Here is an 11,511-nt window from a genome sequence, read left to right as displayed (position 1 = left end):
GCTCACGGTTTCGATTCTTCCGGAAAAATGGTGTTTCTGGCCCTACTCCCGGTCCAGCGCCAGTACCGTTTGCAGCAGTACGGTAGCTCCGTTGGCAATATCCACCCCTTTCGAAAACTCTTTGGGCGAATGACTGATGCCGCCCACGCTGGGAATAAAAATCATACCCACCGGTGCAATGTGGGACACTTCCTGCGAATCGTGCCCGGCCCCGCTTTGCATAGTCCGGTAGGAAAAACCCAGCGATTTGGCGGCAAGAATAATTTTATCCTGAATCGGTTTGGCCGTAAGGGCGGGGGTCACCGGCGTTAATGGTTGTCGGAATGTAATGGTTGTGCCAGAGACTCTGGCAATCTCCTTTGCCCTGTTTTCTACCTCGCGAAACAGACTCCAGATTTTATCGTACGACAAATCGCGGATTTCCATACCCAGCATCACTTTACCCGGAATGACGTTGTACGCGCCCGGTTCTACCGCAATTTTTCCCACCGTACCCACCTGTCGGCCTTCGTGACTTGTAATTACTTCGTTGATGGCAATGGTCAGTTTGGCGGCTGCCAGCATCGCGTCGTGCCGGTTGTTCATGGGTGTAGTACCGGCGTGGTTGGGCGTACCCAGAATCGTTACCTCCCAATCTTCAATGCCCACAATGCCTTCTACTACACCAATTTGCAGGTTCTCCTTCTCCAGGATTCCACCCTGCTCGATGTGTAGCTCAACAAAAGCGGCCAGGTCTCCTTTTTTACGAACCATTTTGCTCAGGCTATCGGGATTACCACCAATGGCCCGGATACCGTCGGCCATGGTCAGGCCGCTTTGGGTTACCGCTTTCAGCGCGGCTGGCGTGATTTTACCAATCATGGCCCCGCTGCCGATGGTGCCACCTTCTTCATTGGAAAAAATCAGCAGTTCGAGCGGGTGTTCGGTTACGATGTTATTTTCGTTAAGCACGTCAACCAGTTCCAAGCCGCTCACGGAGCCAACAGTGCCGTCGTAATTACCTCCGTTGGGCACCGTGTCGATATGCGACCCAAAACCGATGGGTTTCAGGGCCGGATTTTTTCCCTTCCGTCGCCCAATGATATTCCCTGCGAAGTCGATGCTTACGTCGAGTCCGGCTTTTCTCATCAGCCCAATAAAGTAGGTGCGGCCTTGCTGATCGGCTTTGCTGTACCCCACGCGGGATGCCCCGCCGGGCTGCGCCCCGAATTTTGCCAGTTCCAGGAGTCGGCCATCGATTCGTTGCTGGTTGACTTTCAGGCTGCTTGATTGAGTTTGGGCAAGTAGAGCGGACGAAGCGAGAAGCAGGTAGACGAGTAGTGTTTTTTCCATGGCTACAGGTTGTGACAAAGCGCAATGTACAACCTGTTTTACAGACCTTTATCGGCTTCTGCGGGATTCTGCCGGAAAATTTCTTCCAGCCGGGCAAACAGTTTTGGGTGTTTTTCCCGCAACAAATTCGGTCGTTTGAAGAAGTACTCCGACACTACGGCGAAGAACTCCGCTTCATTAGTGATGCCGTACGGGTTAATGTCTGACTGGTCGGCCTTGATTTCGTTAATTTTCCGGTGAATCAGTTTTAGCCAGGGTTTAACGTATTCCTGTTCCATCAAGTGTTCCGGTAAGCCGTCCGTGGCCCCGTCGGCTTTGTCGAGCAGGTGAACAAATTCGTGAATACCGGTATTGCCTTTACTGTTCTCGTTGGCAAAGCCTTCGTGCAACGCTGGTTTAGACAGCACCATGGTACTCTGCAATGCCCCCCCCTCGCCTACCATGCCCAATATGTTACGGCCTTCGCCGGTGGTTTGATAGTCTTTATTAAAACTGCCTTCGTAAAGCAGCACATTCGTGAGTGGATAATACCAGTCGTCGAAGCCAAAAATTGGGATAATGGCACTGCTGGCAACCAGCACCTTGTCGACATCGTCTACGGTGGTTTCAACCCCTTCGATGCGGACATCGTGCAGAAAACGGTTCACCCGCTCCTCAAACAGCCGTTTTTTTTCATCGCTCAGCGACTGGTAATAGGCCACGTGTTCCTGCAAAAGCCGGGGATACGTAGCGGGCAGCGGTTGGGATTCCCGGCTTTTCCGTTGCCAGTACCGCCAGCCAAGCCAGCCTGCTATCAGTACAAGTATGCTCCCTAAAAAAATCATTGGCTAACTCTCTTTCGGTTTAGTTACGCATCGAAGCTATTCAGGCTTCATCATTATAATGCATCAACCCGCAGGGCGATGGTCGATTTTACGTGGATGAGGGCCTGAATTCCATCAGGCCGGATGGCAATTTTCTGGGGCACAAACTGGAAGGTACGGATGCCCATATCCGTTTTTTTGCCGGGTCCTTTTTCAAACGCTTCGTTTATTTTATTGGGCAGACTGGCAATATCGTCGCCCAGTTTAATGGTAATCAATTCCTCCAGCAGCTTGCGGAGACTATCGTGCCACAGGGCACCCGCTTTTTTCGATAAAATACTGCCGCTTTCCCCATCAAAGTCCAGACTATCCACCTTCAATGTATTGGTCAACGTATCGAATACGGGCCTGCCTTTCAGGTATACCGTACCGTCGAAGAGTCCTTCCACATCGGCCTTCACAATCAACGCACGCTGCCCGCCGTATACCGATGCACTTTTAAGCGTCAGGCTACCCATTGCCATTTTTTTATCCCGTTTATTGACCGTTATGGCCAGCATACGGTTAATGTCGGCATACGGAATATAACTCATCAGGTGCAGGTCAGATACGAGCGGTACCTGTTCCCGTTTCTGTAATGAAGGCAGGGGTGTTTTGGTGTATTCCGGTGTTTCAGGCTTTATCTTTGTCGATGTCTCAAAAGCAATGCGCAGGGGCACTGTTAGCTGCTTATCATTGCCTTCTACCTTACCCGCTGCCACACTAACAGGGTTTGGTAGTAGCCAGAGGCCGTATTTTTTATCGATAAGCATGGGTTCCTGCAAGTCGCGCCAGGTGGGTTCTATCATCTGGTCCAACCGCAGTTTTTCATAAACAGCGGAGTCGATAGCCTGCTCAATATCCGTTTTATGTTTATCCAGAATCCGCTGGACCATATTGGTCATCGAAATATTGGCCCCTAACAAACGCATTTCGGGTTTACGAAGCCACGTATAATCCGAAAACGTGGTATGGCTGGCTATCCGCCAGTTGGATGTTACGCTGATTGGCGTCTTGAAGTTGACCTCCATCGCGCAAAATGGCTTATCGGGCGGGGTCGTGTCTTTACTAAACGGTTTGGTGAGCCACATTTGCAGGGGTGCCGACAGGACCACTTGCTGATCGACGTACTCAACCCGAACCGACCCCATGCGTTTGACCCGAAATGAAACGATGCCTTTCACTTTACCATCCGGTGTTTCCTTACCAATCAGCACGGGGTCGAGTGCCTGATTGATTTTATCCCTTAATACCTGTAATGGAAACGTAATTGGCCCGGCAACATAGGAGAGCGTTGATGGAATAGGCGGGTCAAACCCCTCCGCTTTGGGTGCCTCTGGTTTTGACTGCTGGCACTGCGCCATCAATAGCACTGTTGCCAGTCCCGTTAAAAATCGAATCATCGTCAGTAAACTGTAGTGGTAGGTTGGGAATAGCGCAAATTATTGCGTTACCCTACCAACATATTTCGTGAACGGAATGTTTACGTGTGCTGCTCTGACGCATCAACCGGCTAATACTGCCCGGCACCAGGCAATTCGACTCTATCCATCAATCGGTCATTGTTGGCGGCATCGGGTACGTTTTGTTCGCTGAAACTAACTTCACGTCCTCTCTGGTGAGGCAATTGCAGCCTTCAGTTTTACCGGCTGCCACGGAGCAGGATTAATACACCCTGCTCGAGAGCGTTTCTTACTACAAAAAAAGGCCTGCCACCGGCAAGCCTTTTTGTCCGTTAAAACAATTTTTCATTGGGTGGCTTAACCCCTTTCATCCGAATATAGATGGTACATTGCCCCCGGTGGTGAGTCTGGTGCTCGAAGGCTTTCGCCAGCACGACCTCCCGCGTCATTTCGCGCGGCCCCATTTTTACGGATTCGGCCAGTTGAGTATCGGTCATACCTTTCACCGCGTCCAGCATAAAATCGTAGCTGTCCATAACAGCTTTCGTTAGTGCCTCTTTGGTTTTGAGGTCAGCCATTTCTTCCATTTTCTTTCCCTGCATGGGGTTGGCTTTACCACTGGCAGTTGCCCCAAAGCCATAGTTGGCTGAAGCCAGGTGTAGCATCTGTTCGGCAAACGAGCGAATTTCGGGGGTTGGTTTGAAGTTAACACCGTCTTCGGGCATCGTATCCAGGTACTCTTTCGTGTATTCTTTGGCCCGTTGCCAGTCGGTCGTCATCTGGGTAATTGTCGTGAATGGGGCAGCGGCTTCTGCAGCCGAAAATACCCAGAACAAGCCTGCGAGGGCAACCATGAATTGTAAACGTGATTTGATTAGCATACTGATAAATTGGTTGGGTTGTGACGCACGGTTTATAAGCCGATTTCTGAACGGAGCACCGGGACCGTTGTCCCGAAAGTAACCCTTTCTTCATCAAAATAAAAGGAGGGTCAGGCGAAGTCGCTCAATGGCTTGGCCGATAAGTTGCTTTCCAGTATCTTTCTGCCACTGATATCACTTTTACCAATGCCATCCCGTCGTTCATTTTTACAGGCTGCCAGCGTCGTCCCGCTTCTCCCGCTGACTCCCTTTCAGCAACCACCCGTTGCCATCGTAAAACCAGAACGATTACAACCCGGCGACACTATCGGGTTATTCTGCCCGGCTGCTCCGGCTTACGACCCGCAAACGGTGGCCATCGCGCAGGAATCGCTGCTGGCACTGGGATTTAAAACGAAAATAGGACCGCACGTGTACGACCGCTACGGCTACCTGGCCGGGCGCGATGCCGACCGGGTTGCCGACCTGCACGCCTTGTTCGACGATAAAAACGTGAAAGCCATCATGGCGATTCACGGCGGCTGGGGCTCCGCCCGACTATTGCCTCTGATTGATTATGACCTGATTCGACGCAATCCAAAAATTCTGATTGGCTACAGCGACATTACGGCTTTACTATTGGCCATATACGCAAAAACTGGTTTAGTAACGATGCATGGCCTGGTAGGCTCGGCTACCTTCAATGCCTATACGGTGGATTGGCTCCGGCGGGTCCTTATCGAAGGCGAAGCCGTAACCATGCGTAACCCCACCGAGAAAGGCGATAACCTCACCCAGGTACAGGACCGAATAACCACCATTAAACCGGGTCTGGCGCGGGGCAGGCTGGTGGGCGGCAACCTTACCGTACTGAGTCACCTGGTTGGTTCGCCCTACCTCCCCGACTGGCAGAATACCATCCTGTTCATTGAAGATACGCATGAGGAACCGTACCGCGTAGACCGGATGCTGACCCAGCTCAAACTGGCGGGTATCCTGAATCAGCTGGCGGGTTTTGTTTTCGGCAAGTGCACCGATTGCGAACCGAAGGGCGGTAGCTACGGCTCGTTGACCCTGGGCGATATACTGACCGAGCACATCATTCCCTTAAACAAACCCGCCTTTACCGGTGCCATGATTGGCCACATTAAGGATAAATTTACCGTACCATTGGGTATCGACGCGGAAATTGATGCCACAGCAGGCACTATCCGACTGCTCGAACCGGCAGTGGTGTAACTAGTAAAAAGAAACGATATGACAGGAGAACCAGCCTTCGGCAACCCCGAACTATTGACTGAATTGCTAACCTACAAAATGCCTTTCGGCAAATACAAGGACAAACTTATCCGGACATTACCCATTTCGTACCTGGAGTGGTTCGTGCAGAAGGGCTTTCCGGCGGGTAAGCTGGGGATGCTGTTGCAAACCATGTATGAAATCAGACTGAATGGACTGGATTATCTGCTGGATGAACTAACCCGAATTCAGCGCGGCCAACGACCCCGCTAAACCGAATACCACTTTCCGTACCCTTAATCAGCGGGTCTCTTTCCATCCATACGAAAAATAATCTCTTTTATCTGCCAACTGAAAAATACACTCAATACACCCGCTCGCCACCAATCCAGGTTTGTAGCACCTTGGTTTGGCGAAGCTGATTGGCTGGTGCAAACATAATATCGCGGTCAAGAATCACAAAGTCCGCTTGTTTTCCGGGGGCGATGCTGCCGCGCAACTGATCCTCAAAACAGGCATAGGCAGCCCAGCGCGTCATGGCCAGCAGCGCCGATTTCCGGTCGACGGCATTTTCCATCTGGAACCCGCCCGGCGGGAAGTTTTTAGCGTCCTGACGGGCTACAGCCGCGTGAAATCCAAACAGGGGATTAACAGCCTCCACCGGGAAGTCGCTGCCAAACGCAATCATTGCGTTCTGATTCATTAAGTCCTTGAATGCGTACGCACCCTTTACCCGAATCGGCCCCAACCGGTCGGTAGCCCAGTACATATCCGATGTAGCATGAGTAGGTTGTACGGACGGAATAATCGAGTATCGCCCAAATAACCAGACATCCTCCGGCGACACGACTTGCGCGTGTTCAATCCGCCACCGCCGGTCATTTTTCCCTTTTAGCAGTTTACCGTATAAGTCTAACATCAGGTGGTTCGCCGAATCGCCGATGCAGTGCGTATTGGCCTGGAAGTTTGAGGCATACAGGAGCTTCGTTACGCGTTCCAGTTCGGCCGGGCTGAGGAGTAAAAAGCCGGTTGTTTCGGGCCGGTCGCTATAGGGCTTACGCAGGCAGGCACCCCGCGAGCCGAGGGCCCCATCGGCGTACAGTTTAAACGAACGGACGGTTAGTCGTTCAGTTTGGAACGGACCCCGCTTCAGGAAATAGTCCATATTGGGTTCGCCCAGACTAATCATGGCGTAATCGCGAATTTTGAGTTTACGCGCCTTGTGCAGGCTGTCAATGAGTTTGATCTCATCCGGACTTATTCCCGCGTCAGAAACCGTTGTCAACCCCAGTGCCACGCAGGCCTTTTGCGCATTCAGCAGCATCCGGGCTTTGTCCGCCACGGTGGGCTGAGGAATTACCCGCTTGATAAGTTGCATGGCATTGTCGACCAGTACGCCCGTTGGCTGGTTATTGGCGAGCATCACCTCACCACCCGCCAGCTTCGACCCCGCCGTTACCTGCGCCAGGCGTAATGCCTTTGAATTGACCAGCAGGGCATGGCCATCTACGCGCATGAGGGCGACGGGAACAGTTGGAAAAGCCGCATCTAGTTTCTCTTTTGTCGGGAATACCTGTTCGGGCCAGTCGTTCTGGTCCCAGCCCCGCCCCGTAAGCCACATCACATCGGGGTGAGCGTTGTGGAATGTTTTGAGTCGCTCGATTACCTCATCGTAGGAGGCAGCTCCTACCAGGTCGGCCTGGTCAAGCACCTGGCCCAGCCCCAGGAAGTGAGAATGTGGATCGTAAAAGCCGGGGTAAACCGGTTTCCCGGCCAGATCCACCGTGCTCACAGGGTCGTATTTCTCAGCCAGCGCACTGGCCTGGCCTACAGCCAGAAATTTTCCCTCTTTAATGACGAAAGCCGTGGCCGTAGAGAAGCTTGAATCGGCGGTATACACCCGCGTGTTGGTAACCAGCAAATCTGCTTTTTCCTTAAAAGAACAGCCCGCCAGGAGCATTGACAGAGTAAAAAGCAACAGGGAAAGACATTTCATACCGATTGACAGAGAAAGCATGCAAGATAAGTGAAAGTTGATTAGACACCAGCGAATGACAGTTTCTCGTATTTTTGTGCTAATTGTCCTTGTTAATCTCAATTCAATGAAACACAACCGTTGGGTTCTCCTTGTCTTTTTATCACTCCCCGCTTTATCTCAACAACTTCCTAATGCTATTCAACGTGCTCAGCAGCGAACGTATACGGTAGCCACCCTGCCTCAGACCGGAGAGTTGCTAACCTTACAGCAGGCTGTTAGTCAGTCGGTCGAGAAAAACTATCAGGTTCAGATCAATCGCTCGCAGGAGGATATTGCCCGGAATAATTACTCAAAAGGGAACGCGGGCTATCTGCCCACGATAACCGGCAACCTGAATTCAAATGGTAGTCTGCAAAGTCTGCGGCAAACGTATCTGGATGCAAACCGACCTCCGTTGCAGGTGAATGGGGCATTTAACCGTACCAGTAACGTGGGCGTTAATGTAACATACACCGTTTTCAATGGATACGCCCGCCGGTCGCTTTATACGCAGCTGCAGCAATTTCTTCAGATAAGTACGGTGAATACCCGTGCCAATGTAGAGTCTACGATGGCGCAGGTGGCTACCAGCTACTACGATGTTGTTCGGCAGGTGCAGCGGTTCATTGCCTTTAGCCAGGCACTCGATATTTCGCGGGAGCGGCTTGAACTGGCGCGGGCCAATTACGAAGTGGGGACACGCTCGAAAGTAGATTTCCTGAGTGCCCAGGTCGATTATAACACGGATAGCGCTGCTTTACTTTCGCAGGAGCAGGCATTGCGCAATGCTAAAATAATTCTGAACAGGTTACTGGTTCGGGAGCCTCAAACGGAGTTTTCTGTTCGCGATACTATCATTGCTCAGCCAGATCTACAGCTGGAGCCGCTTCAGCAATCGCTGAATTCAAATAACCCGCAACTGGCTGCGGCTGTACTGAACCGTACCGTTGCCAACCTGAATACAGAACTGGCCAATGCGCAGCTTCTGCCGCTTGTTACGGCTCAAACGGGGTACAACTACCAGTTTATTGACAACCAGGGGGGCTTCGGTATAAAAACGGGTCGGGCAAGTGGCCCTACTTACCTAATTCAGGCTACCATTCCAATTTTCAACGGCTACAACCTCAAACGTCAGGTGCAGAATGCCCGTGTCAACACAATTATCGCCCAGAGCCAGGAAAATGACCAGCGATTACAGCTCCAATCGGCCATGGCACAAACGTATCAGCTTTACCAGAACAGTTTAAAACTGCTTAATTTAGAGGTTCAGAATAACCTGCTGGCTAACCAGAACGTTGACATTGCGTATGACCGATACCGCATTGGTAACTCAACCTTTGTTGAGTTTCGTAACGTGCAGCGTAACGCCATCGATGCCCAAACCCGCCTGATTGAGGCCGAGTATAATGCGAAGGCGGCCGAAATCGAACTCCTGCGCTTGAGCAGCACAATAACCCAGGAACTTGCCCAGTAAGCACCGGGCTATGACCTGCCCATACGCTTCTTTTATGGGATGAGCCAGTGTAGTTGTACAAAAACTACCTGACCCGGACGCACTTCGTAAGCCGATACACCCACGAACACCCGTTACGAAACGATTTTTCCTTGTATTGCACGAAGGAAAATTGTTATTTTGCGGGCTAAATTGACTGTTAAAAGCGAAATGTCTGTCATTAATAAGATTAGAGAACGTTCAGGGTTGGCTGTCGGCGTCATTGCTGTCAGTTTACTACTGTTCATTGTAGGGGGTGATTTGCTCGGTGGCCGTAGTCAGCTGTTTGGTGGAAACCAGCAGGAAGTTGGTGTTATTGACGGCCAATCTATTGACTATCAGGATTTCAATGCGAAAGTGGATGAAATTCGGGCGCAATATGAGCAGCAAACTGGCCGTGCTCCAGCCGAGCAGGAAATGGGTCAGATTCGGGAGCAAGCCTGGAATCAGATGCTGTTTGAAATTGCGTACCAAAAACAGTTCGACAAACTGGGCCTGAAAGTATCGCCCGAAGAGCTGGTCGACATGGTACAGGGGAACAACATAAGTCCTACTGTGCGGCAGGCGTTTACCAATCCTCAAACGGGCGTTTTCGATAAGAGCTCTATCATCAGTTACCTCAAAGGGCTGAAAAATCTGCCGGTTCAGCAGCAGGCAGCCTGGGCCAGCTTCGAAGATAATCTGAAATCAAACCGTCTGCGCGAAAAGTACGAAGGGTTGATGACGATGTCGGTGTTTGCTACTACGGCTGAAGCTCAAAAAGAATATCAGGCGCAGAATGCCAAGGCTAACGTGAAGTTTTTGTTCGTTCCCTTTTACGCGATCAACGACACGACCGTAAAGGTGACGGACTCACAGTTGCAGAGTTATCTTGACAAGCACAAGGATGAGTATCCCGGCACCGATAGCCGGTCTATCCAGTACGTAACTTTTTCGGTGGCTCCATCCAAAGAAGATAGTGCGACGCTGTACACCGAAATCAAATCGCTGGCTCGTGGATTGGGAGCGGCCCAAAACGACTCCGTTTTTGCTCAGCAAAATAGTGATGTTCGGGTTCCTCTTTACCTGACCGCCGGAGAAATGCCCCAGCAACTTCAGGATGCTATTCCAAGCTTTACACAGGGGGGCATTTACGGTCCCTTCCGCGAAGGCAACACCTATTTCATCTATAAGTACGGCGGTACCAAGAGGGATACCAATTTCACCGCCCGTGCCAGCCATATTTTGATCCAGACCAAAGGGCTGGCCGATTCTGCCAAAGCAGATGCCCGTCGGCGGGCCGAGGGTATCCTGAAACAGATTCAGGGTGGTGCCAGCTTTGAGGCACTGGCGCAAACAAACAGCGATGATGGTTCCCGGTCCGCTGGTGGCGACCTTGGGTATTTTAAGAACAATGGCCAAATGGTGAAACCGTTTGAGTCGGCAGTGTTTGGCGCTTCGTCAGAAGGGTTGATTCCCCGTCTGGTCGAAACCGAATTTGGCTACCACATCATCAAAGTGACGGAGCCCAAAACAAATGTATTGTACCGTATTGCTGCCATCGGCAAAACGATTTCTCCCAGTCAGATTACGCGGGATGAAGCCCTGCGGAAAGCGGATCAGTTTGCTTCGGATGTGCATACCAGGGAAGCATTTGATACCAAAGTGAAAGAAGACAAGTCGCTGGTTATGGCTACCGCCGAGCGTATTCCGGAAGGAGCCGCTCAAATCAACGCCTTGGCGGGTACCGAAGTACGGCAGATTGTGCGCTGGGCTTTTAATGATAAAACTGATGTGGGCGATGTATCTGAACCGTTTGAAGTGGGTGATCAATACGTTATTGCCGTACTCACCAACAAGACAGATAAGGACAAGGTGACACTGAATGACTACCGTAATGAGCTCACCGCCAAAGTTCGTAACGAACTGAAGGGGGAACAGATTATCAGCAAACTGGGAAATGCTACTGGCACACTGGAAAGTATTGCTCAGAAGTATGGTTCCGGTGCACTGGTAGAAACAGCCGAAGACGTTAATCTGGCAACGGGGTTCCTGCGTAGTGCCGGTGTAGATCCGATTGCGCTGGGTAAAACTTTTGGTCTCAAGCCGGGTAAACGCTCAAAACCATTTATTGGTGAAGGCGGTGTTTTGATGATGGAAACAACATCCATAACGCCAGCCCCGGCCGTGGCAGACTATACGATGTATAAAACGCAGATTCAGCAGAACAACACGTCCCGGATTAGCCTGTATATCAACGAAGCTATCAAAGATGCGGCTAAAGTAGAAGACAAACGGGCTAAGTTTTATTAGCAGTTCGTTGTCTCTGGCATCACACAAAAAAGCC

General features: G+C 51.1%; 9 protein-coding genes. 4 read left to right on the top strand and 5 right to left on the bottom strand.

Annotation, left to right across the window (positions count from 1 at the left end; all coding sequences use genetic code 11):
* Window positions 1-42: 42 nt before the first annotated feature.
* The 4 genes from B156_RS0104190 to B156_RS0104175 form a co-directional block, all read right to left on the bottom strand.
* Window positions 43-1,332: a Zn-dependent hydrolase gene (locus B156_RS0104190; RefSeq protein WP_018618387.1), complete on the bottom strand. Its 1,290-nt coding sequence runs from the start codon at window positions 1,330-1,332 to the stop codon at window positions 43-45.
* A 38-nt stretch (window positions 1,333-1,370) separates the two neighbouring features.
* Window positions 1,371-2,156, bottom strand: coding sequence for a M90 family metallopeptidase (locus B156_RS0104185; protein ID WP_018618386.1), 786 nt, complete (start codon window positions 2,154-2,156; stop codon window positions 1,371-1,373).
* A gap of 53 nt (window positions 2,157-2,209) precedes the next feature.
* Window positions 2,210-3,577, bottom strand: coding sequence for a DUF4403 family protein (locus tag B156_RS0104180; protein ID WP_018618385.1), 1,368 nt, complete (start codon window positions 3,575-3,577; stop codon window positions 2,210-2,212).
* Between the two features lie 332 nt (window positions 3,578-3,909).
* Complete coding sequence (locus B156_RS0104175) at window positions 3,910-4,458, bottom strand: DinB family protein (protein ID WP_026260585.1); 549 nt, start codon at window positions 4,456-4,458, stop codon at window positions 3,910-3,912.
* Between the two features lie 186 nt (window positions 4,459-4,644).
* Between B156_RS0104175 and B156_RS0104170 the strand changes: the two genes are divergently transcribed.
* Together B156_RS0104170 and B156_RS0104165 are read left to right on the top strand one after the other, a co-directional pair.
* Window positions 4,645-5,676 (top strand): S66 peptidase family protein, encoded by a 1,032-nt coding sequence (locus tag B156_RS0104170; protein WP_026260584.1) that lies wholly within the window; start codon window positions 4,645-4,647, stop codon window positions 5,674-5,676.
* A gap of 18 nt (window positions 5,677-5,694) precedes the next feature.
* Window positions 5,695-5,949 (top strand): DUF3820 family protein, encoded by a 255-nt coding sequence (locus tag B156_RS0104165; RefSeq protein ID WP_018618382.1) that lies wholly within the window; start codon window positions 5,695-5,697, stop codon window positions 5,947-5,949.
* A gap of 91 nt (window positions 5,950-6,040) precedes the next feature.
* Here B156_RS0104165 and B156_RS0104160 read toward each other — a convergent pair whose 3' ends face one another.
* A complete protein-coding gene (locus tag B156_RS0104160; protein WP_026260583.1) occupies window positions 6,041-7,672 on the bottom strand; it encodes an amidohydrolase in 1,632 nt (543 codons plus the stop codon).
* A 106-nt stretch (window positions 7,673-7,778) separates the two neighbouring features.
* Between B156_RS0104160 and B156_RS0104155 the strand changes: the two genes are divergently transcribed.
* Complete coding sequence (locus B156_RS0104155; RefSeq protein ID WP_018618380.1) at window positions 7,779-9,167, top strand: TolC family protein; 1,389 nt, start codon at window positions 7,779-7,781, stop codon at window positions 9,165-9,167.
* A gap of 189 nt (window positions 9,168-9,356) precedes the next feature.
* Window positions 9,357-11,477, top strand: a complete 2,121-nt coding sequence (locus B156_RS0104150; protein ID WP_026260582.1) for a peptidylprolyl isomerase — start codon at window positions 9,357-9,359, stop codon at window positions 11,475-11,477.
* Window positions 11,478-11,511: the final 34 nt, after the last annotated feature.

Source organism: Spirosoma luteum DSM 19990 (assembly GCF_000374065.1).
In the GTDB taxonomy this organism is placed as follows: Bacteria; Bacteroidota; Bacteroidia; order Cytophagales; family Spirosomataceae; genus Spirosoma; species Spirosoma luteum.
The sequence above is the reverse complement of the archived record's forward strand: the minus strand, read 5'-3'. Positions and strand labels throughout refer to the sequence as shown.

Bases quoted from the DNA above. Each gene is read 5' to 3' on its own strand.
- B156_RS0104190 (WP_018618387.1), bottom strand. From the start codon at position 1,332: ATGGAAAAAACACTACTCGTCTACCTGCTTCTCGCTTCGTCCGCTCTA.
- B156_RS0104185 (WP_018618386.1), bottom strand. From the start codon at position 2,156: ATGATTTTTTTAGGGAGCATACTTGTACTGATAGCAGGCTGGCTTGGC.
- B156_RS0104180 (WP_018618385.1), bottom strand. From the start codon at position 3,577: ATGATTCGATTTTTAACGGGACTGGCAACAGTGCTATTGATGGCGCAG.
- B156_RS0104175 (WP_026260585.1), bottom strand. From the start codon at position 4,458: ATGCTAATCAAATCACGTTTACAATTCATGGTTGCCCTCGCAGGCTTG.
- B156_RS0104170 (WP_026260584.1), top strand. From the start codon at position 4,645: ATGCCATCCCGTCGTTCATTTTTACAGGCTGCCAGCGTCGTCCCGCTT.
- B156_RS0104165 (WP_018618382.1), top strand. From the start codon at position 5,695: ATGACAGGAGAACCAGCCTTCGGCAACCCCGAACTATTGACTGAATTG.
- B156_RS0104160 (WP_026260583.1), bottom strand. From the start codon at position 7,672: ATGAAATGTCTTTCCCTGTTGCTTTTTACTCTGTCAATGCTCCTGGCG.
- B156_RS0104155 (WP_018618380.1), top strand. From the start codon at position 7,779: ATGAAACACAACCGTTGGGTTCTCCTTGTCTTTTTATCACTCCCCGCT.
- B156_RS0104150 (WP_026260582.1), top strand. From the start codon at position 9,357: ATGTCTGTCATTAATAAGATTAGAGAACGTTCAGGGTTGGCTGTCGGC.